This window comes from Pseudoalteromonas sp. A757 (genome assembly GCF_004103285.1).
In the GTDB taxonomy this organism is placed as follows: Bacteria; Pseudomonadota; Gammaproteobacteria; order Enterobacterales; family Alteromonadaceae; genus Pseudoalteromonas; species Pseudoalteromonas galatheae.
This window is the reverse complement of sequence record NZ_QNQN01000060.1, coordinates 32,620-57,349: the sequence shown is the minus strand read 5'-3', so window position 1 is coordinate 57,349 and position 24,730 is coordinate 32,620. Positions and strand designations below refer to the sequence as shown.

General features: G+C 42.1%; 21 protein-coding genes. 13 read left to right on the top strand and 8 right to left on the bottom strand.

Translation table 11 applies throughout. The annotated features are described in order from the left end of the window. Positions 1 to 70 precede the first annotated feature (70 nt). Entirely contained in the window at positions 71 to 2,335 is a 2,265-nt protein-coding gene (gene clpA, locus DRB05_RS05420) for an ATP-dependent Clp protease ATP-binding subunit ClpA (RefSeq protein WP_128726020.1), read from the bottom strand. Positions 2,336 to 2,363: 28 nt separating this feature from the next. Further along, positions 2,364 to 2,681 carry an ATP-dependent Clp protease adapter ClpS gene (gene clpS, locus DRB05_RS05415; RefSeq protein ID WP_010379297.1) on the bottom strand — a complete coding sequence of 106 codons (318 nt, stop codon included), beginning with the start codon at positions 2,679 to 2,681 and terminating at the stop codon, positions 2,364 to 2,366. 199 nt (positions 2,682 to 2,880) lie between these two features. On the opposite strand from clpS, the gene cspD reads away from it, so the two are divergent. The 8 genes from cspD (at position 2,881) to DRB05_RS05375 (ending at position 11,918) form a co-directional block, all read left to right on the top strand. Continuing rightward, positions 2,881 to 3,099, top strand: coding sequence for a cold shock domain-containing protein CspD (cspD, locus tag DRB05_RS05410; protein WP_010379294.1), 219 nt, complete (start codon positions 2,881 to 2,883; stop codon positions 3,097 to 3,099). A 491-nt stretch (positions 3,100 to 3,590) separates the two neighbouring features. Further along, positions 3,591 to 5,810, top strand: a complete 2,220-nt coding sequence (locus DRB05_RS05405) for an NADP-dependent isocitrate dehydrogenase (protein ID WP_128726019.1) — start codon at positions 3,591 to 3,593, stop codon at positions 5,808 to 5,810. A 111-nt stretch (positions 5,811 to 5,921) separates the two neighbouring features. Next, positions 5,922 to 6,590: a pseudouridine synthase gene (locus tag DRB05_RS05400; protein WP_128726018.1), complete on the top strand. Its 669-nt coding sequence runs from the start codon at positions 5,922 to 5,924 to the stop codon at positions 6,588 to 6,590. Positions 6,591 to 6,704: 114 nt separating this feature from the next. Continuing rightward, positions 6,705 to 7,805, top strand: coding sequence for a tRNA 2-thiouridine(34) synthase MnmA (gene mnmA / locus DRB05_RS05395; RefSeq protein WP_128726017.1), 1,101 nt, complete (start codon positions 6,705 to 6,707; stop codon positions 7,803 to 7,805). Then, positions 7,805 to 8,407, top strand: coding sequence for a high frequency lysogenization protein HflD (gene hflD, locus DRB05_RS05390; protein ID WP_128726016.1), 603 nt, complete (start codon positions 7,805 to 7,807; stop codon positions 8,405 to 8,407). The genes mnmA and hflD overlap by 1 nt, the downstream gene beginning before the upstream one ends. 273 nt (positions 8,408 to 8,680) lie before the next feature. Then, positions 8,681 to 10,051, top strand: a complete 1,371-nt coding sequence (gene purB, locus DRB05_RS05385; protein WP_128726015.1) for an adenylosuccinate lyase — start codon at positions 8,681 to 8,683, stop codon at positions 10,049 to 10,051. 87 nt (positions 10,052 to 10,138) lie between these two features. Beyond that, positions 10,139 to 11,326, top strand: coding sequence for a cupin domain-containing protein (locus DRB05_RS05380; protein WP_128726014.1), 1,188 nt, complete (start codon positions 10,139 to 10,141; stop codon positions 11,324 to 11,326). A gap of 133 nt (positions 11,327 to 11,459) precedes the next feature. Then, on the top strand, positions 11,460 to 11,918 hold the full coding sequence (locus DRB05_RS05375; RefSeq protein WP_128726013.1) for a GNAT family N-acetyltransferase: 459 nt from the start codon (positions 11,460 to 11,462) through the stop codon (positions 11,916 to 11,918). On the opposite strand, the gene DRB05_RS05370 is transcribed toward DRB05_RS05375, so the two are convergent. Next, the gene (locus DRB05_RS05370) at positions 11,902 to 12,351 is read right to left on the bottom strand and encodes a DUF4826 family protein (RefSeq protein WP_128726012.1); all 450 of its coding nucleotides are present in this window, start codon (positions 12,349 to 12,351) and stop codon (positions 11,902 to 11,904) included. The genes DRB05_RS05375 and DRB05_RS05370 overlap by 17 nt on opposite strands. A 289-nt stretch (positions 12,352 to 12,640) precedes the next feature. On the opposite strand from DRB05_RS05370, the gene DRB05_RS05365 reads away from it, so the two are divergent. The 5 genes from DRB05_RS05365 to DRB05_RS05345 all read left to right on the top strand — a co-directional run bounded on the left by DRB05_RS05365 (position 12,641) and on the right by DRB05_RS05345 (position 19,643). After that, positions 12,641 to 13,399 (top strand): MipA/OmpV family protein, encoded by a 759-nt coding sequence (locus DRB05_RS05365; protein WP_128726011.1) that lies wholly within the window; start codon positions 12,641 to 12,643, stop codon positions 13,397 to 13,399. Further along, positions 13,389 to 14,462: an efflux RND transporter periplasmic adaptor subunit gene (locus tag DRB05_RS05360; protein ID WP_161568674.1), complete on the top strand. Its 1,074-nt coding sequence runs from the start codon at positions 13,389 to 13,391 to the stop codon at positions 14,460 to 14,462. The genes DRB05_RS05365 and DRB05_RS05360 overlap by 11 nt, the downstream gene beginning before the upstream one ends. Positions 14,463 to 14,566: 104 nt before the next feature. Next, a complete protein-coding gene (locus DRB05_RS05355) occupies positions 14,567 to 17,632 on the top strand; it encodes an efflux RND transporter permease subunit (protein WP_128726009.1) in 3,066 nt (1,021 codons plus the stop codon). Then, positions 17,629 to 18,294, top strand: coding sequence for a response regulator transcription factor (locus tag DRB05_RS05350; protein WP_045988096.1), 666 nt, complete (start codon positions 17,629 to 17,631; stop codon positions 18,292 to 18,294). Before DRB05_RS05355 ends, DRB05_RS05350 begins: the two co-directional genes overlap by 4 nt. After that, on the top strand, positions 18,291 to 19,643 hold the full coding sequence (locus tag DRB05_RS05345) for an ATP-binding protein (RefSeq protein ID WP_128726008.1): 1,353 nt from the start codon (positions 18,291 to 18,293) through the stop codon (positions 19,641 to 19,643). Before DRB05_RS05350 ends, DRB05_RS05345 begins: the two co-directional genes overlap by 4 nt. Positions 19,644 to 19,705: 62 nt before the next feature. On the opposite strand, the gene DRB05_RS05340 is transcribed toward DRB05_RS05345, so the two are convergent. The 5 genes from DRB05_RS05340 to DRB05_RS05320 form a co-directional block, all read right to left on the bottom strand. Continuing rightward, positions 19,706 to 20,221, bottom strand: coding sequence for a hypothetical protein (locus DRB05_RS05340; RefSeq protein WP_128726007.1), 516 nt, complete (start codon positions 20,219 to 20,221; stop codon positions 19,706 to 19,708). 50 nt (positions 20,222 to 20,271) lie between these two features. After that, positions 20,272 to 21,522 (bottom strand): biotin/lipoyl-containing protein, encoded by a 1,251-nt coding sequence (locus tag DRB05_RS05335; protein WP_128726006.1) that lies wholly within the window; start codon positions 21,520 to 21,522, stop codon positions 20,272 to 20,274. 122 nt (positions 21,523 to 21,644) lie between these two features. Next, the gene (locus tag DRB05_RS05330) at positions 21,645 to 22,592 is read right to left on the bottom strand and encodes an ATP-binding protein (protein WP_128726005.1); all 948 of its coding nucleotides are present in this window, start codon (positions 22,590 to 22,592) and stop codon (positions 21,645 to 21,647) included. Positions 22,593 to 22,595: 3 nt separating this feature from the next. Further along, positions 22,596 to 23,135: a heme NO-binding domain-containing protein gene (locus tag DRB05_RS05325; protein WP_128726004.1), complete on the bottom strand. Its 540-nt coding sequence runs from the start codon at positions 23,133 to 23,135 to the stop codon at positions 22,596 to 22,598. Positions 23,136 to 23,260: 125 nt separating this feature from the next. Beyond that, on the bottom strand, positions 23,261 to 24,667 hold the full coding sequence (locus tag DRB05_RS05320; protein ID WP_128726003.1) for a hypothetical protein: 1,407 nt from the start codon (positions 24,665 to 24,667) through the stop codon (positions 23,261 to 23,263). Positions 24,668 to 24,730: the final 63 nt, after the last annotated feature.

Below are 24,730 nucleotides of genomic sequence, written 5' to 3'. Positions count from 1 at the left end.
AGACCGCATTTAATTTAGTGATAATAAAAAGCCCAGCGAAGCTGGGCTTTTATCAAATACTTCAAAAGTTTTATGCTGATACCGCTTCCGTTTGGTAATCAAAGGACAACTTGTTGTCTTTAACCGTGACTTTGACCGTACCACCATCAGACAAGTGACCAAATAAGATTTCGTTGGCAAGTGGCTTTTTCAGGTTATCCTGAATAACCCTCGCCATTGGACGAGCTCCCATGGCTTTGTCATAACCAAGATCCGCAAGCCAATCTCGTGCTTGCGCCGTAAGCTCAAGGTTGACCGATTTCTTATCAAGCTGTGCTTGCAATTCAACAATGAATTTATCAACAACTTGCAAGATAACTTCTTTCTCTAGGTGGTTGAACCAAATGATGTTATCCAGGCGGTTTCTAAACTCTGGCGTAAACACCTTATTGATTTCTACCATTGCATCGTGAGAATAGTCTTGCTGCTGGAATCCAATAGATTGACGAACAGTCTCTTGAACACCTGCGTTTGTTGTCATTACTAACACAATATTTCTGAAGTCAGCTTTGCGACCATTATTATCTGTCAGCGTACCATGATCCATAACTTGCAGTAGAATGTTATAAATGTCCGAATGTGCCTTCTCAATTTCATCTAACAAGACTACAGCGTGAGGATGCTTGATTGCGGCTTCAGTCAACAGTCCCCCCTGCTCAAAACCAACATATCCCGGAGGAGCGCCGATTAGGCGGCTAACTGCGTGGCGCTCAGAGTACTCAGACATGTCGAAGCGGATAAACTCTATGCCCATACATTTAGCAAGCTGTTTAGTCACTTCAGTTTTACCAACCCCTGTGGGGCCAGCAAACAAGAATGAACCAACAGGCTTGTCCTCGTTAGCAAGACCAGAACGCGATAGACGAATTGCTGATGTTAACGCATCAATCGACTCATCTTGACCAAACACCAACATCTTCAAGTTGCGATCAAGGTTTTTAAGCGTTTCTTTATCACTAGATGACACGCTTTGTTGCGGAATACGAGCCATTTTAGAGACGATAGCTTCAATATCCGACACATTAATCGTTTTCTTGCGTCTCGAAGTTGGTTGCAGTCTTTGACTTGCGCCCGCTTCATCAATAACGTCGATAGCTTTGTCTGGCAAATGACGTTCATTGATATATTTAGCACTGAGTTCAGCTGCCGCTTTCAACGCTTTTTGCGTATAACGAATACCGTGATGTTCTTCATAACGCTCTTTCAAACCATGTAAAATTTTAGTGGTATCTTCGACACTAGGTTCAACCACATCAATTTTTTGGAAACGGCGCACTAATGCCCTGTCTTTCTCAAAAATATTTTTGAATTCAGAGTATGTTGTCGAGCCCATACAGCGAAGCTGTCCACTCGATAACAGCGGCTTGATTAAGTTAGACGCATCCATCACACCACCTGAGGCAGCCCCAGCGCCGATAATGGTATGGATCTCATCAATAAATAAAATCGCATGAGGTTTTGATTGAAGCTCTTTCAGTAGTGCTTTAAAACGTTTCTCAAAGTCACCGCGATATTTTGTACCAGCTAGTAATGCTCCCATATCTAGTGAGTACACTACCGCGTCTGCAATTACATCGGGTACCTGATTATTAACGATCCTATACGCTAAACCTTCAGCGATTGCCGTTTTACCAACACCGGCTTCACCAACGAGCAATGGGTTGTTTTTCTTACGACGACACAGCACCTGAACCGTACGCTCGACTTCCTCATCGCGACCGACCAGCGGGTCTATGCGACCAGACTCGGCTTGCACATTTAAGTTGGAAGTAAAGTTTTCTAGCTTAGTTTTCTCTTCCTGTTGTATCTCATTGTTGTCATCCTGCATTTCTTCATGATCTTCTTGCTCATGCTCATCTTCAATTTTTGAAATGCCATGACTAATGAAGTTAACGATATCTAGGCGACTAACGTCAGCTTTTTTAAGTAAATAAACCGCTTGGCTCTCTTGCTCAGAAAAAATCGCAACTAGCACGTTTACCCCAGTTACTTCTGAGCGGCCTGACGATTGAACATGGAATACCGCACGCTGCAACACGCGCTGAAAACCAAGTGTTGGTTGTGTTTCTCTGTCTTCCTCTAAATCTGGAATAACAGGCGTAGTTTCATCAATAAACTCTGATAACTCGCGCTTCAAGGTGTTCATATCGACACCACAGGCATCAAGCGCCTCACTAGCAGAGGGGTTATCGATCAATGCAAGTAATAAATGCTCAACCGTCATAAACTCGTGACGGCGAGAACGGGCCTCGCGAAACGCGGCGTTAAGAGTAAGTTCTAAGTCTTTGTTTAGCATTGGCAACCCCCAACAAGAAATTTATAGGTCATTCCTGCTCACAACTACAGAGCAGTGGGTGCTCGTTGTCACGAGCATATCGGTTTACCTGCTCAGCCTTGGTATGGGCTATATCAGCAGGGTATACTCCACATACCGCTTTTCCCTTGTGATGTACTTCTAGCATCACTTCAGTTGCTCTCTCGCTATCCATATTGAAGAATGTCGTCAATACCTCGACAACAAAATCCATGGGCGTGTAATCATCATTATTCAAAATCACTTTATATTTTCGCGGCGGTTGAAGCTGCTGCTTCTGTTCTTCGCGAACGGCGTCCAATACACCCGAATCTTTTGTCCCACTCATAATAAATATAGTCTTGTCTTATATACTCAAGCAAATAGATTTGAGAAATAAATAAAATGTTAAAAAAAAGAGCAAAAAACTTGACTGTTTGCTCATATAAACTACAGTCTTACATGACTGTCTAATCTATGGGCAGTTTAGCAAAATTAAAAGAGTAGATTAACTTAAATTTAGTCAACTTATAGAAGGATGTAGAAGTATGGCTTGCGGAAAAGTCAAATGGTTCAATAACGCCAAAGGGTTTGGTTTCATCGTAGAAGACGGCAGTGACGAAGATATCTTTGCTCATTACTCAACGATTGTAATGGATGGATACAAGACGCTTAAAGCTGGTCAGGATGTATCATTCGAGCTACAGCAAGGCCCCAAGGGTCTACACGCGACTAACATCGCTCCAATCACGGAAGATGTTGTTTAAGTGTTAAGTAGCTTTTGGCTAAAGCGGGTTACTTGAGTGCTCGCTTATTCCTCTCCTCAAATCACTCCACCAAATCTAAAAGAAATTTTCAGCCTTTTCTTATCACATTTGTTATAACTTTTCACTTTTGCACTTTAAATTTAATAATTAGCCCCCATATGCAAACACTGTTAGACTAAAGCACGCTTGCAAAGTCAATTTCAGGTTGGTTAGATATTGCTACTTTGATGCATTTCAATGCTGAACGAATACCAGTTATTGTGATAAGCCAAAAGTATAAATACCTAACAAACTTGCTAATGCTGCGCTACCTAGGCATAGATTCTAACGAGGATTGCCGAGGTTTTTTTGCATCTTTCACTAATCGCTTAGTGAACTGGTCCAGTTTAAACCGGCAACAACGACACGTTGTTGAGTGTGAAAATTGCGTTGCTTAGTCCTATTAGCAATTGTTGAACGGCGTAAAAGCCCACAACTATCTAGGAATGATGATGACATCGAAAATTATCTACACCAAAACAGATGAAGCCCCGGCTCTCGCAACTTACTCGCTATTGCCAATCATCCAAGCATTCACTAAGCCTGCAAATATCGAAGTTGAAACTCGCGATATTTCACTAGCAGGCCGTATTATTGCGACTTTTCCTGAGTACTTAAAAGAAGAACAACGTATCGGTGATGCACTTGCTGAGCTAGGTGCACTTGCTAAAACGCCTGAAGCTAACATCATCAAGTTACCTAATATCAGTGCGTCAATTCCACAACTTCGTGCAGCGATTAAAGAATTGCAAGCTAAAGGCTACGCGCTGCCAGAGTATCCTTCCGAAGCCAAAACAGACGAAGAAGCCGATGTTAAAGCACGTTATGACAAAATCAAAGGTAGTGCAGTAAACCCTGTACTTCGTGAAGGTAACTCAGACCGCCGTGCTCCAACTTCAGTCAAAGGCTACGCTCGTAAAAACCCGCATTCAATGGGCGCTTGGTCTAAAGACTCTCAGTCTTATGTTGCATCAATGACTGACGGTGATTTCTTCGGTTCTGAACAGTCGGTAACAGTTGCTGAAGCGACTGATGTTCGAATTGAGCACGTAGCGAGCAATGGTGACATCACCGTACTAAAACAAAGCACGCCACTACTTGCTGGCGAAATCATTGATGCTTCTCGTATGAGTGTACAAGCACTACGTGAATTCTTAGCAGCACAAGTACAAGAAGCAAAAGATAAAGGCGTATTATTCTCACTACACATGAAAGCAACCATGATGAAGGTATCAGATCCAATCATCTTTGGTCATGCTGTAAAAGTATTCTACAAAGACGTATTCGAAAAGCATGCTGCGACATTTGCTGAAATCGGTGTTGATGCAAGCAATGGTGTTGGCGACGTGTACTCAAAAATTGAGTCGTTGGACGATGCAAAGCGCAAAGAAATCGAAGCAGACCTTGCAGCAGTTTACGAGACAGCACCTGATATCGCGATGGTAGACTCAGACCGTGGTATTACAAACCTGCATGTACCTAGTGACGTGATCATCGATGCATCAATGCCTGCGGCAATTCGTTCAAGCGGCCAGATGTGGAACGCTGAAGGCAAACAACAAGATACTGCTTTTGTGATCCCTGATCGTTGTTACTCAGGTGTGTACAGTGCGACGATTGATTTCTGTAAGGAAAATGGCGCATTTGATCCACGTACGATGGGTACCATCCCTAACGTCGGCCTGATGGCACAAAAAGCGGAAGAGTACGGTTCACACGACAAAACGTTTGAAGCACCATCAGCTGGCACAATTCGTGTTGTAGATATTGCAGGTAACACCTTACTTGAACACACAGTAGAAGAAGGCGACATCTGGCGCATGTGTCAGGTGAAAGATGCACCAATCAAGGACTGGGTAAAATTGGCGGTTAACCGCGCTCGTGCGACAAATACACCAGCAGTTTTTTGGTTAAATGAAGCGCGTGCTCACGACGCTGAACTTATCAAAAAGGTAAACGCTTATCTGCCTGAGCATGATACTGATGGCCTTGAAATTTTAATCAAAGCACCAGTAGATGCAACGCTATACTCACTAGAGCGCATGAAAAAAGGCGAAGATACTATTTCAGTAACGGGTAACGTATTACGTGATTACCTAACTGACCTATTCCCAATTTTAGAGCTTGGAACGAGTGCAAAAATGCTATCTATCGTTCCACTAATGAATGGCGGTGGCTTATTTGAAACTGGTGCGGGTGGTTCTGCGCCTAAACACGTACAACAGTTCGAAAAAGAAAACCACTTGCGTTGGGATTCGCTAGGCGAATTCCTTGCACTTGCTGCTTCTTTTGAGCATTTAAGCCAAACAACAGGTAATGCTAAGGCACAAGTACTTGCAGATACACTAGATGCAGCAACGGCTAAATTCTTAGATGAAAATAAGTCGCCTTCACGTAAAGTGAAAGAGCTTGATAACCGTGGTAGCCATTTCTACCTTGCAATGTACTGGGCTCAAGAGCTGGCTGCGCAAGACAAAGATGCAGAGCTTAAAGCTAAGTTTGAAAATGTTGCTGCAGAACTGACAGCTAAAGAAGCTGATATTGTCGCTGCACTTAATGAAGCACAAGGCCAAGCAATGGATGTTGGTGGTTATTACCAGCCAGAAGACGACAAAGCGTTCGCAGCTATGCGTCCTTCTGTGGTATTTAACGACGTACTAGCATCTCTGTAATCTTCGGATAACAGTCAAAAAGCGGCCTAAGGGTCGCTTTTTTGCTTTCAGGCGACACTCGAGATCAATTGCGCTAAAATATCGTTTTTCGCGAACCTTAGGAATGTGGCGATGAGCACAAGTAGTAGAGCCAACACAAATAACAAAAGAAAATCACATGCTAACAAGCCCGCATTCTCTAGACACACCACAACGCGGAAAAAGCCAATAACTAATCGGCAATCAAAACCCGCCCTACCGCCAGAGCGAGTAAAAGTCGTTCTATTTAATAAGCCTTTTGATGTTCTGTGTCAGTTTACTGATGACCAAAATCGTCAAACATTGGCTGATTTTATTGATATCAAAGATGTCTATGCTGCAGGCCGCTTGGATAGAGATAGCGAAGGGCTATTACTACTGACCAACTGCGGTAAATTACAAAACACCCTGACTTCTCCTAAAAAATCGACATATAAAACCTACTGGGTTCAAGTCGAAGGAGAACCAAGTAGCGAAAGCCTAAATGCGCTTAGAAATGGTGTAAAACTAAAAGATGGTCCAACTTTACCTGCCAAAGTAGAAGTTATGACTGAGCCCAATGTCTGGTCACGTAATCCGCCGATTAGAGAGCGCAAAAATATTCCAACAACCTGGCTTTCTATTTCCATCAAAGAAGGACGTAATAGACAAGTTCGTCGTATGACGGCGCATATTGGTCACCCCACGCTTAGACTTATTCGCGCACAAATAGGCAAATATAGTCTGGGCGATCTTAAAAATGGTGAATATCGAGTGCTTTAGCATTTTCTACTAGGACTTTTCTCCTGCGCTCTAACACCTCACGGGCGTGCAATTTAAAGAGATTTGAGTATAATAAGCGCTTTCTATCTGAGCATTAAGATTAATAGCGAAATTATGAGCGATAATAGTCACATTAAAGTCATTGTCGGAATGTCCGGCGGTGTAGATTCTTCAGTATCTGCCTACCTTTTAAAACAACAAGGCTACCAAGTAGAAGGCTTGTTTATGAAGAACTGGGAAGAAGATGACAATGATGAGTATTGTGCAGCAGCTGAAGATCTAAAAGATGCTCAGGCAGTGTGTGATAAGCTAGGTATTGAGCTACACACCGTAAACTTTGCTGCTGAATACTGGGACAATGTGTTTGAACACTTCCTTGAAGAATACAAGGCTGGCCGTACACCAAACCCTGACATCATGTGCAACAAAGAAATCAAATTTAAAGCCTTTTTACAGTTTGCAGCAGAAGCGTTGGGTGCGGACTATATCGCAACAGGCCACTATGTTCGTCGCGCAGAGCGTGACGGTAAATTCGTTATGCTTCGTGGAGATGACGAGAACAAAGATCAAAGCTACTTCCTTTACACATTAAGCCATGAACATATTGCGCAAACACTCTTCCCTGTAGGTGAAATTGAAAAGCCAGAGGTGCGTAAAATCGCAGAGGAACAAGGCTTAATCACGCATGATAAGAAGGATTCAACCGGGATCTGCTTTATCGGTGAGCGCAAATTTAAAGACTTCCTTGCCAAGTTTTTACCCGCACAGCCTGGTGTGATTGAAGATTGTGAAGGTAATCATGTTGGTGAACATGAAGGCTTGATGTACCACACGCTCGGTCAACGTAAGGGCCTTTTAATTGGTGGCTCTAAAGAAGGCAACGGTGAACCTTGGTATGTGGTAGATAAAGATATCGAACGTAATGTACTGGTTGTTGGTCAAGGTAAAAACCACCCTCGCCTATTCAGCAATGGTCTAAACGCAAATCAGCTACATTGGGTTGACCGCGTAGGCCCACAAGGCACAACTCGCTGCACGGTAAAAACACGTTATCGCCAAACCGACATCCCTTGTACGTTATTAGTTGGCCAAGATGGTATGGCACGTGTGCTATTCGATGAACCACAAAAAGCCGTAACTCCTGGACAATCTGCGGTATTCTACGCAAATGATGTGTGCCTTGGCGGCGGTATTATCGAGTCGGTGATTAAATAATGCAAAACCAATACGTAATGCCTCTGGCGGCAATGTGTCAGATCAGTAAACTGGTACAAAAATGTGCGCGTTACGGCACCTTCAACGAGAATGAAGTTGAGGGCTTTTTAAAAAGCATTATTAACACTTCTCCTGAACGTCCTGAGGACGTTTACCCAGACAAATTTGCCATCAAAACAGGCTGCCGAACGCTGATCGAACAACTTTCGGCAGGCGGCGAAAAAGACGTTGAAATGGTTAAATATGTTGGCGCGATGATGCAATTAGAGCGGGTGCTAAGTAACGATAGTAAATCTCTTGATTTATTGGCGCAAAAAATTCAGCAAGTTGAGCGCCAGTTATTACACTTTGATATCTGTGAAAGCCAAGTTGTTGCAGCACTTGCCGACATTTACGGTCAAGTTATCAGCCCTCTTGGCCCTAAGATCCAAGTATTCGGTAAGCCTGAATTGTTAAAACAAACAACAACACAACAAAAAATTCGGGCGCTATTACTTGCCGGGATCCGTAGTGCAGTTTTGTGGCGTCAGCTCGGCGGTAAACGTCGTCAATTCTTTTTTGCGAAAAAGAAAATCATTACTGCTGCAAAAAGTTATATGTAATACCAATTTGTCTTAATACTTGCTCAATTTGAAGGAGCAAATCTGACGCTAACAGCGTTAAAAACTTTTTATTTAGAACACTAAATAAAAAATTTTCGCCTTGCCTACATGGATGCAGGTACTTTGGCGTGAGCAGGATGCGGAAGCGGTGTTATCAACTAGATTTTATCGCCTAAAAGTAGATCACTTAATTAATCAAGTTGGTATAAAATTCGTAGTGGTTCTAATGCCACTATCTAAGTATCGTTCAAAAACAAATAGTTAGGAGTTATTATGGAGCTTTCAGCGTTAACCGCTATCTCTCCAGTGGATGGTCGCTATGGTAGCAAGACCAAAGAACTGAGAAGCATCTTCAGTGAATTTGGCTTGATCAAATACCGCGTCATCGTAGAAGTTCGTTGGCTACAAGCGCTAGCGAGCAGTGACGCCATTACAGAAGTACCTGCTTTCAGCGATGAAGCCAACGCACTTCTTGACAGCATTGTTGAAAACTTCAGCGAAGCAGACGCAGCACGCGTAAAAGAGATTGAGCGCACCACTAACCACGACGTTAAAGCTGTAGAATACCTTCTTAAAGAAAAAGTAGCTGACAATGCCGAGCTAAACGCAGTCAATGAATTTATTCATTTTGCATGTACCTCTGAGGACATCAATAACCTTTCTCATGGCCTAATGCTCACCGAAGCGCGTGACACGGTATTACTGCCATACTGTGACGAGCTACTGAGCGCAATCAAAGACAAAGCGATTGAGTATAAGTCAATTCCAATGATGACTCGTACACACGGCCAACCTGCTTCACCATCAACCATGGGTAAAGAGTTTGCAAACGTGTATGTTCGCCTGCAACGTCAACGTCAGCAAATCGCTAACGTACAAATGCTTGGTAAAATCAATGGTGCCGTTGGCAACTATAATGCTCACCTAAGCGCTTATCCAGATTACGATTGGCATGCACACAGTGAACGTTTTGTATCAAGCCTAGGTTTGACTTGGAACCCATTCACAACGCAAATCGAACCGCATGACTATATCGCTGAGCTATTTGATGCGATTGCACGCTTCAATACTATCTTAATTGATTTTGACCGTGACGTTTGGGGTTATATCGCGCTAAACCACTTCAAGCAAAAAACCATTGCTGGTGAGATTGGTTCTTCAACAATGCCTCACAAAGTTAACCCTATCGACTTTGAAAACTCTGAAGGTAACCTTGGCATTGCTAACGCTATCTTTGCCCATCTTGCACAAAAGCTACCTGTTTCACGCTGGCAACGTGACCTAACTGACTCAACCGTTTTACGTAATTTAGGTGTTGGTATGGGTTATGCGCTTATCGCGTATCAAGCTACGCTTAAAGGTGTCAGCAAGTTAGAAGTTAATGCTGAGCGTTTACTTGCTGAGCTAGATGATAACTGGGAACTACTAGCAGAGCCAATCCAAACGGTAATGCGTAAGTACGGTATCGAAAAGCCATATGAAAAGCTAAAAGATCTTACTCGTGGTAAACGCGTAAACAAAGAAATCATGGCTGAGTTCATCGATAACTTAGACTTGCCAAATGAAGTAAAAGCACAAATGAAAGAAATGACGCCAGCAAACTATATCGGTCGTGCTGAAGCGTTCATTGAAGAACTAAACTAAGTATAAAGCGACACCAGCTTTTTACTACTTGGTATAGAATAAGCGAAAGAGTGCACTCTTTCGCTTTTTTATTACTGGAATTTCCCTATGTATCAACTGCAAATTAATGACCTTACCTTCGAACAATTTCTTGCCCAGTATTGGCAAAAAAAGCCATTACTCATCAAACAAGGATTCCGAGACTTTGAAGACCCAATTGAGCCAGAAGAACTTGCCGGCCTTGCAACTGAAGAATGCATAGAATCTCGAATTGTTACTAATCATAATGATAACTGGGAAGCCCATCACGGCCCTTTTGAACAATTTGATTTACTCACCGATAGTAACAGCACGCTATTGGTTCAAGCCGTTGATCACTGGCACCCACAAGCCGCGGAGTTAATAGAAGCATTTAGATTCATACCAAATTGGCGCATAGACGATTTGATGATTAGCTTTTCGACTCCTGGTGGCGGTGTCGGTCCACACCTAGATCAATATGATGTCTTTATAATTCAAGGGCAAGGTAAACGTCACTGGAGAGTTGGTGAACGCGATAATGGCCTAAAGCAATTTGCACGCAATAAGAGTTTACTACAAGTAGAGCAATTCGAAGCAGTTATTGATGCGGTTCTTGAACCCGGTGATATCTTATATATTCCACCAGCTTGTCCTCACGAAGGTTACGCGGTTGAAGATGCTTTAAACTATTCGGTTGGTTTTAGAGCGCCTGATCAAAAAGATTTGCTTTCTAGCTTTGCTGACCACATCATTGATGTGGAAGCTGGAAAACGCCGTTTTAGCGACCCAGAATTACAACTCAGAGCGTCTATAGGCGAAGTGACCTGCGACGACCAACAGCAAATTAAGTCTCTTCTCAGCGCTTTAATTGAAGATAAGGCGCTATATAGCCAATGGCTTGGAAAAACACTCAGCGAACCAAAACATGAAATGGATCTAGCGCCATTAGACCCCGCTATTGACTCCCAAGCGCTTTTTGAAATTGCCAGAGAAAACCCATTGATTTATCGCGCAGGTGGGGTACGTGCCATTTACCAAATCGTTGACGATCATATTTTGTTCAGTGTTAATGGTGAAAACTATGAATTAGACCATCATTGTTTAGATGCCGTAAAGCAGCTAACCGATCAAGTTGTGTTTGAGTTTAATGCAATAATTCCTGCATTAAATAGTTTGGAATTTAAACAAACGTTAACTAAACTGATAAATGATGGGACCTACTTCATTGAAGACAGCGATCCAGCCGATGCTGACTTCGATGAGGGCTGGGAGTAGAGCCTGTTAGAACAAGATAGTCGCGTTCACAAAAATAACAATATGCCGCGAAAGCTTTGTGATTCATGGCTTTCGCAAGCTCTAGCTTGTCGCTAAACAGGGAATGCAGGTGTAATCTGTAGATGGGGGCAGTATGAGTTACAAGATCAGAAGAGTGAATTGGCAAACCAAAAAATTGGAGCTTAAGGCAATACGCGAGCGCGTATTTGTGTATGAACTTCATATTCCCAAAGAAGTTGAGTTTGATCAGCAAGATATTACTGCCGAGCACTTAATCATTATTGATGATTTGGATGGACCCGTGGGCACAGGGAGGCTTTGTGAAGACGGACTATTAAGTCGCATTGCTATATTCAAATCTCACCGTAATCGTGCTGCCTATGCTTCATTGATCGGGGGACTTGTCGATATCGCAAAAGACAAAGGCTTTGAGACCGTCTTTATTCAATGTATTTTGGATGAGGTGCCTGAATTTTTACAGTCAGGGTTTTCTGCACATGGGCATGTATTCATGGAAGCAGGCATTCCGAGACAGCGCTTGAAATGCCCTATTCAATCACTTAAAACCGACCCATTTACGATGCTTCATTAGCCCAAAGCTCATCTTTAGAGAAAAGCTCGTATAATCCGTGAGCTCGATTTACTAAGAGATTAGCAAACTGGGCTTGTGTCTTGTCTACTGGTTTTGCAGAAATGATCTCTTCCGCTTTCATTTGCCAGTGGAACGAAAAGTAACGCAAAGCTTCACGCGGTGTCGCTGCGGCAGATGCCTCAATATGGTCCGTCGGTAAGTTACCTGTGATAACCCAATACTTCTTGCCGTTTTGACCTTTAATTTTCCAAAGTGCAACCATTGGCTCAATATAGCGACACTCTTTTTCAAGAATACTTTGCGGTAGCACCCCTTTATCCGCGAGATGTTTTTGTGCAGCTTGCACGCAGCTACGTTGCCATTGTATTGACCTTTGGTGTTGCTGTTCTGGTGTTAACGCCTCTTGCTGCGGTCGGTTTTGTTCTTCACTCATTGTTCACCCTTTTCTTCTTTTTAGATTACCGAAAAGCATTTTACTCTATCGTTATTTACGCGGTGCGTTACATAGCAAATTATTCAGCAAATCGGTTTTGATTCCTATACACCAAGCACTCAAACGCTTGCGAAGTTACCTGATACTAAGCTTTTGCAGTCATCACGGCAATAAGAACTAAGGAACTTTGCGTTTATATGATTAATTACTGAGCTGTAAGTTTCGAGAAAGTTTCTTTTTATATTCTAGCCACATCAACATGATTACTTAAACTCAAGGAATACTGACTATGGCTAGATTACTATTAACGATCACTACTTCTCTTTCATTCTTTTGTTGTTCGTCAGCGTTTGCTGAACAGCAACCCCAATCAGAAGCGCTAAAATGGGGGATCGGCGGCGCTATTATTACTCAGGACCAAGGTTATATAGATATTGGAAATGAAACAGAGTTTGTACCGGCCATCGCCATACAATATGGCGACTTCAACCTACTAGGGCCAAGAGCAACCTATAAACTATATCAAGCCGAACAATTTGAAATCAGTGTGGGTGCTCAATTACGGTTAGATGGATTCGAGGCAGCTGATAGCAAGTTCTATACTGGCATGGAAGACAGAGATATGAGTTTCGATGCTGGATTTGAAGCAGAATATGATACTAGCTTTGGTGAATTTGGATTCGATTTCATGCATGACGTGAGTAGTACACACAAAGGCTATGAAGCCAGCGTAAGCTATGGTGTACCATTTAGATTTGCTGACGGCAGAGTATACCCGTATATCGCTGCGAACTTTCAAAGTGAAGACCTTGTTGATTATTACTATGGTGTCAGAGTAAACGAAGCATTAAGTTCTCGACCCTATTACCTTGGTGAATCCAGCACTGCACTCGAAGTCGGTATTCAAAGCGATTGGTATTTTGGTAAACATCATATGCTTAAAGCTGATGTTAGTTACACCAGTTACGGTGATGAAATAAAAGATTCTCCCCTTATTGATGCTTCTGGTAACGTACAAGTTTTGCTTGGGTATGTGTATGTTTTTTAGACTAGCAATAATAACGATCACCTTAACGCTTCAGGGCTGCAGTGATCCTTCAAACCTAGAGACTACTGCAGAAAAACGCTCAACGACGCTTATTTCAGTACCTGTAGAGTTAGCTACAACTATTCCGACGAAGCATTTTTATAGTCGTATCACAGGTAGTGATGTTGTCTATGTTGCTTCACTGTCACAAGGGAGAATTGAGTCTTTATATGCCTATTCGGGTCAATTAGTTAAAAAAGGAGACGTGCTAGCGTCCCTCTATTCTCCAAGACTTAGCGCTCAGCTGCGTGAAAAACAAGCGTTACTAGCCAGTTCTAAACGTACTGAGCAAAAGACGCAGATTGATTTCGACCGAGCTAAAAAGCTCTTTACGGAGAAGCTTATAGCAAATTCTGCGCTTGAGTCCGCAAGGCTTGCGTTTAATATTGCAACCCAGCAAGTCCAAGCAGCACAAGCTCAGGTTGAAGAGGCAAAAAATGCACTGAATGAGAACAAAATATTCGCTCGAAAGGAAGGTATCGTCACCAATATTTACGCTCGTTCAGGTGATGTCGTCTCTGCAGGACAGCCAATTTTCCAACTCCAGACATTATCTACGCTAAAGGCTGAATTTCAGCTCCCTGAACAAGAATTTATTGCTTTACAACTTAACCAAACCGTTCGCATAGCCATTCCTTCGCCAAGCAAAAGCCTAAGCGGTAAAATTATAGAGAAAGGTTTACCCTCTAATGCCGTTGGTAAGCTTTTTAAACTTATCGTCGATTTGGAAGTGAGTGACTCTGAACTAGTTGGCCTGCATAGTCGTCTTGAGCTCCCTATCACCAATACACCACTCTATAAAGTGCCAAGCAACGCAATCCACTATGATGCCTTGGGGCAAGCCTATGTGCTGGTTACTGAACCCAAGGTCCAAAGACGCGATGTGACTATTTTTGACAATGATGATAACCAAGTCATAGTCACAGCACCAAAACTGATGGGTAAAAACGTGCTCATCACATCGGAGGCCAAGTTAAATTTTAACTTGGCGCTATTGGAAGGTGAGTCTCATGAACAAAAGTAGAAGCTTATTAGTCCTATTCTCGCACTTTGTATTTAACCGACTTCAGCAGCGCTTATTTACAAGCATTACTGGCAGACCTATCAATAGGTTACAGGAGGAAGTTTATGGATAAGCTTCTCCCATCTAATTATTTCACTCCACGTCTAGTACTCGGGCTAACTCTGCTGCTTGTATTCACAGGTATTGTAGGCTGGTTTAAAGCAAAAAGTCAGGAGGACCCCAGCTTTCTCTATCGAAATGGCTTTATTCAAATTGTAAATCCAAGTGCTAGTGTCACTCAACTCAATGATGTCGTTGTTAAGCCACTTGAGCGACGTTTAGCAAAAATTGATGAGATTAATACCATACACGCACGGATAAAAACAGGAAGTGCCGTTATCGATATCGAGCTTAAAGAGCAAGTGTATAATACCGCTTTAGTTTGGCAACGCATCAAAGATGAAGTAGCACCACTGGGTGCAAGCTTAGCTGATAGCCAATTCTATGTAGTAGATCGAGCACAAGATACTCAAGGGATAGTCTTAACCGTGCGCACGGGAAAAGGATTAACAGCAGATAGGAAGCTCGCCCTCGAAGTACGTGATGAGCTTGAGTATCTCGACGTTGTGAGAAGTGCCTCGCTAGTAGGCGACCCCGGGCTTGAATTGGCTATTTTCTATTCTCAAGAGCGAATGCTCGCTTTTGGCCTCTCGCCAGCAGAGATTGCAAAACAGCTACGGGATGCCAATCAGCAAGATAGCCTTGGCGTATTGTCGCAAAATCTAAGTGCGCTATCGCTATTGCCTGTCAATCACCTGCGTAACGACGCTCAATTAAAAGACGTACAAATAACAACGCCTGACGGGTCAAAAATCCCACTCAGCACTATCGCTGATATTGGCTACCGGACTGCCCCAACTTCAAGCGAGCAATTTTGGCAAAATGGTCAACGAGTCATCGGTATTGCATTATCTCTACCGCCCAACAAACATAATATCGCTAACGCAGGGGATACTATCAAACAAGCTATTGCCGACATTAATGCACGATTTACAGATGCTCCCATTAAAATTGAGATTTTCCAGCCCGACTGGTCTCAAAAACGCCGTGAAGGATTAGTAAACTCTCTAATTCAAAGCTGTATCGCTATTTGCGTTGTTTTATTACTATTCCTTTCGGTACAAAGTGCGATTGTTATCAGTTTAACCGTACCCGCTATCGTGTTTTCTTCACTTGCGTTATTTATTACTTTCGATGGCGTTATTCACCAAATGACCATTGCCGGCTTGGTACTCTCATTAGGCTTGATGGTTGATAATTGCATTATCGTAGCTGAACGCTTGAGCTATTTACGCAGCAAAGGGTTTACGATGAGATCTTCCTTGGCGCACTCTGTGAACGAATTGAAAAAACCGCTTGCCGCGGCAACAATGACTACTATCGCAGCCTTCGTTCCCATGCTGTTGGCAAAAGGCAGTGTCGCTGATTTCATTGCTACTATTCCAGTGCTCGTTATCATCTGCATCTTATTGAGTTATGTTGCAGCACTACTACTGCTTCCTGTACTGTTTGTTTATTTCCCTATTTCCATCCCTTGGCTAGAAATGTGGCAGGAAACCGTTACTCAGAAGCTTTCAACATTTGGCTATCAGCTAGCTCATAAAACATTACAACATCCCGTATACACGATTGTGGCCGCTACTGCCATGCTATGCACTTTACTTTCGCTACCCAATGCCAACGGCAAGTTCTTCCCAAATGCTAACCGCAATCAGATTTATATTGACGTCCAATTGCCGTTAGCTAGCCACATAGAAGCTACAACCAAGACAGCAAATCAAATCGCCGAGTATGCCCTTCAGTATCCTGAAGTCAGCGAAGCGATGGTATTTAGCGGCTTTTCAGGTCCAAGGTTCTACTATAACCTTGCGCAAAAACCAAATGAATCCCATATTGCTCGAGTTGTATTAACGCTGCAGGATGATGTTAACCCGCCTGAATTTTCGCGCTTCATCGATAGTAATTTAAACAAGCAATTTCCTGAAATCTTAATCAACGCCCGTGAGCTCGGGCAAGGACCTCCTATTGAAAGCCCGATTGAGTTGAGGTTGAGTGGCAATGACCGCAATGCTCTATTCGCAAGCGCTGAAGCTATGCTTATGCACCTCAGACAGCACCCTAAAATCACCTCCCCATATCGTAATTATAGTTTGGGCGCTCCTACCATTAACTTAGAAGCTCAGCAACTTACCTTATCAGCCTTGGGTTTAGCACGCAGCGATATTGCCGAATATATCGCATGGCGTAGCTCTGGATTAAAAGTAACAACTCTTGATTATAATTTCGAACCGATAGATTTGATGATTGTTGACACTACTTCTAATCAAAGTAGTACTGATATTTTAAATACTCAAATCATGCTACCCAACCAACTAAGCATCCCCCTATTTGCAGTGTTGAATGCCGAGGTTATTGGCACACCACCATTTATTGAAAGGCGCGATGGCAAGTTTGTAATGTCTATAAAAGCGGATGTCGCTATGGGAAGTGACGAAGAAGAAATCCTCGAAGCGTTACAACCGACCTTGCTAAAAATCGCGCAGCAACATCATGTAACGTTAATGTTTGGTGGGGAATTGGAAGAATCAGAACAGGCTAATGGCGCTTTACTACAAACACTTCCTTTTGGAGTCGCATTGTTATTTGGGGCATTAATGTTGCAATTTAATTCATATCGTTTAGCAATATTGGTGATGTTTACTATTCCCCTCGGTGTTGTAGGAGCGCCGGCTATGTTATCTATCGTCGGAGTACCCTTTGGCTTTATGTCAATATTAGGTGTACTAGCACTTATGGGTATTGTGGTGAACAGCGCAATTTTGCTGATTGAGCATACACTAGAGTATTTAAATCAAGGCACAGAGCTATCGCAGGCAATTTGTTTATCGGTACAAACGCGTCTTCGTCCTGTTATAGTAACTACATTAACAACCATAGTTGGCATGTTGCCGCTAACTTCCAGTGCAAGCCCTTTGTGGCCACCATTCGCCTTTGCAGTAATTGGAGGTTTGCTGACTTCAACTTTGCTTATGATGCTGATATTGCCGCTTATACTGAAGTTTTTACTATCAAGTAAACGTTTTCAAAAACCACTACTAGAAACAGAAAATAAGGAAATATTGATTCAATGAGAGTGCTAATCACTGAAGACAATCAGCAGCTTGCGACATTTATACAGCAAGCAATTACTCAAGATGGTCACGCCGCTGATATTGCTGCAACTGCTGCACAAAATGAACAGTTAATGCAAAGCTGGCAGTATGATGCCCTTATACTAGATTTAGGCTTGCCAGATAAAGATGGTTTAGAGGTTATTCGCTCAATTCGAAAACAACAAAATGCATTACCAATTTTGATCCTCACCGCGCGTGGCAGTGTCGATGATCGCATCAAAGGGCTTGATTTGGGTGCAGATGACTACCTGAATAAACCCTTCGCGATTGACGAGCTTAAGGCAAGACTTCGAGCATTGCTGCGTCGCCCGAGTACCTACACCGGAAACCTATTATCACATAACAATCTTGCTGTTGATACAAAGGCACGTCGTGTCACCGTTGGCTGTGAAAATTTAGCGATGGGGAAAACGGAAGTTGCCATTTTAGAATATATGATCCGAAATGCAGGTTTAACCGTGGGCAAAGATGCACTTTACGATGCTATCTATGCCATGGGTTTCGAAGTAACGGATAATGCAATCCAAGTTGCAGTGCACAGGATCCGCAAAAAACTAGAATCGTCCAATGCACAAACAACTATCAATACACTGCGCGGTATAGGATATATTTTGACATGAAGCAACTTTCTCTCGCGAAAAAGATATTTCTGCATTTTTTTATAATTGGATCTGCTGTATTCAGCTTAATTGGGTTTGCCTTGTACCTTTTTTCAACCAACTTTGCCAATATGGCTGTTGAAGAAAGTATGGTTGGTATGAGTGAAGATATTCAAGAGCAACTCTACTTTGATAAGAACAATAAATTAATATATCAATCTGATGTTGTAGCTGAGAAATGGGGTTACGATGCTTTATACAACAACCTAGTATTTAGAGTCACACACGCCCAAACTGGTGCCGTCTTGCTGCAGTCCACAGCCAATGAGAGTAGCTCTGCAGCTTTGCAAGCATTGATTGCTACTGAAGACATCCCTGTCGGATATTCGCATCTTAGTGGCATAGACCGTTACCGTCTTCACGCTAACATCGATAATACTTCTGTCAATATCGATTTGGGCAGAAATGATCTGATTGGTGAGCTTGCCAACGAAGCGGTTATGCCCGCTCTGAGTCAAGTCTCTATTTTTATCATTAGCGCAGCATTTTTAGTATTTATGGTTGTTGGATATCTGTCTATTCGCTCTATTGTCCGACCCGTGAAAAGCGTTGCAGAACAACTCCAACGGATTAGACCTGAACAGCTTAATTTTAGGCTAAGTGAGCAAGGTCTCCCTGTTGAAATCGTTCCCATTGTGCATTCGTTGAATCAAGCGATGGCAAGAGTCGAAACAGGTTTTGATGAACAAAAGCGATTTGTTGCTAACGCAGCCCATGAGTTAAAAACCCCGCTTGCAATTCTCAATACCCGTGTTGAACTCGCCCAGTTAGATAAACACACCCACTCTGGTATTTTGGCGGATGTAAGTTATATGACACGTGTTGTACAGCAATTGTTAGACCTGTCTCGTGCACAGAGCCTTAACGCTTACGAAAAGCATTCGCTCAGTATTGTACCGTTAGCGAAAGAAGCCTGTATGATGCTGGCGCCATTATCTGTCACCATGGATAAACAGCTAGAACTGGAAATTGATGATACTGGAGAAGTAATTACAGGCGATCAGTCCTCCATTCATATCATGATAAAGAATCTCATCGAAAATGCCCTACGCCACAGTACTGAGCAAGCTCAGATTAAAGTAAAGGCCTCTGGAAAATATATCGAAGTTATGGATAGCGGCCCTGGGATCGATATCCAAAATTATGAAAAAATCTTCGAGCGTTTTTGGCGCAAAGAGCAGTCATCAATGACTGGCAGTGGCCTTGGTCTCGCTATTGTAAAAGAGGTGGTCGATTTACATCACGCCACATTAGATGTTACTTGTCAAAATTATATGGGTGGTGCGACCTTTTGTGTCACATTTAAATGACCAGCTCCAAACAGCGCCGTATTTATTTTCAAAAATTTTAGTCGGTAGATTGAGACCTCAAATCAATAACCAAAGAAAACCAAAGCTTTGTGGTTTTGAACTGCTGTATCGAAAATGAAGTTCACCGTTTCTATATAGGAAGTTTCCTTCGTATATGGTTCGTCACTAACAAGAAAAACCTGTCGACCCGACTCTAATTTTTCAAGAGGGACACTGTAGAATTCAGGCCAATCATCATTTTTGGGGATAGGAATAAATGCTTTATGATTAGATGGCGCCACATCTTCCATTATGTCTAGAAAGTCATCATGGCGAACCATCTCACCAAATTCTTGGCACAGCATTTCGTATAGATAACCGTAAATAAAGTTGTCTTCGTCGTCCTCATCTATACTCGTTCCATTTATAATATTCGCCATGCAAGCGGCATATCCCTTAACATCCAGCTCTTCTTCTTGCTCTGCAATTTCATCTCGATATTTGGATAAAAACCTATCCAAAAATTGCTGATCTTTACTTCCCCACACCGCTTTTACTTTTTCTGCATCAACTTGATATGCAATGACATTATAACTCATTAAAAATCTCCTTTTTAGTCGAACGACTTCTTGGTACTGCGTCAGCAATACTAAACCAGTAAAAAGTAACCAACTAACATAATAGATATTATGCCGGCAGCCACCGCAAACACTCCTCCAAAACTAAGGCTTACAGCTTCACTTTCGTTGTACTTCTCTGCTATAGGCTCAGTAATAGCAGACTCTGATTGATAAACCGAGCTAACACCATCATGTCGATTTGATAAATCGACATAACTATTGTCAGTATGAGCTCCAAGAGAGGGAGATTCATTTTTAAGGTCCGTATCAATAACCGCGCTATCGGTTGCTTCGACTTCCGCTACGTCTTCCAACGTAAATACTTTGCCAGAGCTAGCATCTTCTTCTTGACTGTCTTTGCTACAATCTTCTTTTACATGGTCAATCACTGCAGGCTCTGATCGTAAAACCGTTGAAGCTGGACTAACACGGTCATTTGTTAAATCAACATAGCTATCGCCAGTTTGAGTACTAAGAGGGGGAGATTCATTTTTAAGGTCCGTATCAATAACCGTGCTATCGGTTGCTTCGACTTCCGCTACGTCTTCCTGAGCTTCTAAATTATCGCATGTAGCCTGATGAGAGGATGCATTGAGTTCAACCAGTGTAGAGGGTTCATTGTCCAAAACTGGGTCTAACAGCACTTGAGCCATCAAAGCATCAATATTATCCTCTGGTAGCTCAGGCTCGAGCTCAGACGCGACATACTCGGGGTGATACAAAGTGACAATTGTTTCGTCAGGTGTAACTGTTTGTTCAAGCTTTTTGACAAAGTCGCATACTACACCATCGTGGGGAGCACTTACTTCAAGAACAGCCTTATCGGTATAAACATCACAAAGTTTATCGCCACAAACAACCTCATCTCCTTCTTTGACATAGATTTCAATAATTGTCGCACTATCTACAAAGTCAGGTAATGCATCAATCTGCACATCAATATTGCCTTTACCTTTGAACTCATGCTCGGCGGTGATGTCTTCATTACTGAGTAACTGATGAGTACTCTTCAGTTTAGGTGCAACCAAGTGGTTTAATTTTGCATCTGGAGTGATTGACATGATAAGTGCATCAGCTTCCAAAATATCTCCCTCATTCACCACAATTTTGCTTACATGACTTGCATCGGGAGCGCGCAGCTCCAACAGGACCTTGGCAGTTTCGATATCACATAAGATCTGATCCTTCGCAACTTGATTTCCTTCGGATACGTAGAGTTTTGTAATTTTTGCAGTGTCTATTAACTCAGGCAACACGGGTACTTTCAGTTCAATCGCCATAATTTCCCTATTACGTTTTAGTATAAAAGATGAGTTTCGAACACTCAGATGAAAAGGTTTGAGAACGCGTCGAATCTATTAAATCACCGTATTATAAAATGGGAACATATTCAAGATCCTCACTACTCTAGAGGAAAAGATATAGTGAACTGGCTACCTACGCCTTCTTGGCTATGGACCTCGATTTTTCCTTTATGCTCTTTCACAATTGCTTGAGTAACGGCAAGCCCCATGCCCGTCCCCTCGCCTACAGGTTTAGTCGTAAAGAACGGATCGAAAAGCCTAGGGAGCACATCTGCGTCAATACCAACTCCATTGTCGCTAATGCTTAAGATAATATCTTGATCTTTACCTAGTGCTAGCAACACTTCGATTGATTTGTGCGACTTGTGGCTCATGTCCACTGCATACTTCGCATTCACTAACAGGTTGATGATAGCTTGCTTTAACGCCCCCTCTTTGCAAGAGATATTTGGGACATCTTCAATCGCTACGGTTAGCTCGTATCCCTTAAGTTGGCCATGAAGTAAACGAAGCGTGTCTTCAATTATCTTTTTTAACGAAGCACTACTAAAGCTGTCATTATTTGAGCGGGAGAAATTCATTAAATCGTTTACTATGGCTTTAATTCGTTCACAGCCATGCAATGTATCATGAATGAGCTCAGGTAGATCATCTGCAATTTCGTCAAGGCGTTGTTTCAAATATATATCGACGAGGCGAGTTTCTAATTCACCACCTCTCAAATCATTCTGTTCAAGTAATTTAACAGTCTCAAGCAACTGTAATATCGGCGAGATATAAAAATTAAGTGACTCTAGGTTACCCGCCACATATGCCAATGGGTTATTTAATTCGTGTGCTACACCTGCTGACAATGTCCCTAATGTAGCCATTCGCTCATTGTTTATTAATACCGCTTGTTGATTCTTAAGCTGTTCTAGTTGACGTTCAAGCGTTTGGTTAGCCAAATATAAGGCACGTGTTTTCTCTTCCAGTAAGGACTCAACTTCATCACGTGCACGGCGCTCTCTTAAGTACGCCTTTTTATAATCGGTATCTTCAGACATCAACTAATCCAAATGAAGAATAAGTATGCAGTGGCTTGAACCCTTGTGCATACACTGCGGATGTTCAATTTTCAACTTTCGGCTATAAAACTGAGCAGCGCCATGAAGTAGGCCTTCCGCACAGAAACATAACTTACGACTTGAGCAATATTCTAGCACTATGGTTTTATCGTCTTTTACCATTGCGGAAATAGAAGGTAAGTTAGGTTCGTTATAAAGCTTTTTTACCTCCATATGTATCACACTATCGATAGATAAAACTAGTTCTTCAAATGATGTAAATTTTGATGAGATACCTTTATGTTTTTCCGCCAAAAATCCAAAAAGTGACTGTCCAAAAATGGCCAATACATCTGTTAATGGTTTTTCCAACTTATCAGCAACACCTTGTGCTAACGCAAACAACTCTGCATCAGGATAGGATGTAGGAGAAACATAAACCCTCCCCTCAGGGGCATGTGCTTCGAGTAACTCATCCCAAGCTTGCATGCCGATCGCTTCTACGACTAATTCTTCTAAGCCTCTAAATATCACACCACGCATTAAACGCTCCTAATTTTAGCCTGCGACGCTGTGATTTCACTACGAGTTATAGCAAGCTTTTGAAATACTTAACTTGTTCTGATATTAGCTAAGTGTAGAACAATTTTTGCAAAGTGATAGACATTCTATTGAGTGTGTGGAGCTTGAACATCAGACTCTGATTCTTCAACTTCATCTAGCTCGAGCAATTCAAGCATGCTCATATCGAGAAAATTATCTAGCTCCTCATTATGCGCAAATACCTTTTCTTTTATGCCTTGATAGTAGTCATTTACAATTCCAGCTAAATTACGCTCCATCCAGGTCTCGACTGAGTCCGAGCGCTTAAAAGTATCAGGATTTTCTTCAACATCTTCTAAAATGGATAGCCACATAGTTAGCTGGGTTCTAACAGGCGCGTCTTTGGATTGCTCCATGACATCATTCATCCAACCAAGCCCCTGATTTTCATAGGCTTTTATCAGCTGATTGTATAACCTACTTTTTTCGTTATCGTCAGCTGGTGCGCCCTTAAATTTAACGTAGTCTCTATTGTCAGTTCTAAAGTACTCTGTATTCTCATTTTCGTAATTCAGTTTACTCAATCTTGCAAACAGGTTATCCGGCTCACGCGTATCCACTTCGTTTAACATTTCTATAAAAGTAGTTCGGTCATTTGCCTTAACCAAGGTTGCCATATCGAGCATGCCACGACTCGTATCAAAATCAGAATTTGCTAAATGCGCGTTCAGATCTAAAAGATCACCGTCTGAAAATTTGTTATCAATGACAAATTTTGCATAGTCATTTAATAATTGGTTGTTCATGTCACCATACGCATTTACATCTTCAAAAAAGCCTAAACCTCTTACATTTAAATCGAAATCAGCATGGCCGTCTTTATCAAGCAGATAAGCTGGTAAATTTGGTTCCGCGAACACTTTATTGTTAGCTTGCTCCATCAGCTTAGACATGGTCTTCACCGTATCTTGTAATACCTCATCTGACATATTGCTAAGCTTATTTATTAGCTTGGTAGAATAATCATCCTTTTTTGGATCAAGTAAGTTGATAGACAACGACTCGACAATAAAGTCGGTGAGCTGACCAAGCTCCTCATCAGTTAACCTGTTAGCAACGTCAAGAAGTGCTTCTGTTGGTTTAAAGTGGGAAAACTTTATTTTTTGTTCTTCGTCTAAGCGATCGAAAATAGCTAGAAATTCGTCAATTTTCTCTCTTCCTTCAAAATCACCATAGGTATCTTTATAAATATGGCCATTTTCATCCGTTCCCATATGCTCTCGATGAATCCCATAGCGCTTAAGCCCAATCATACTGAGGTCTAGGTTGAGAAAAAATTCTTTACTGTATGTGACTGGTGATTGTGTGTAGGAAAAATCAATAGTTAATTCATTGTCTGAACTAAGTAACTGATTAGGATCATCGTCGCCCCTATTCGCTGCGACCTCTGTTACTTTTTCATGTAGTTTTTCTGACGAAGTTGAATTTATAAAACTACCGTTATTTATTTGATATTGTGACCTTATATTCATAACCTCTATCCTTGTTACAAATTCAATTTACTGCGGAGTTATTAAACGTTATCGACCCACATA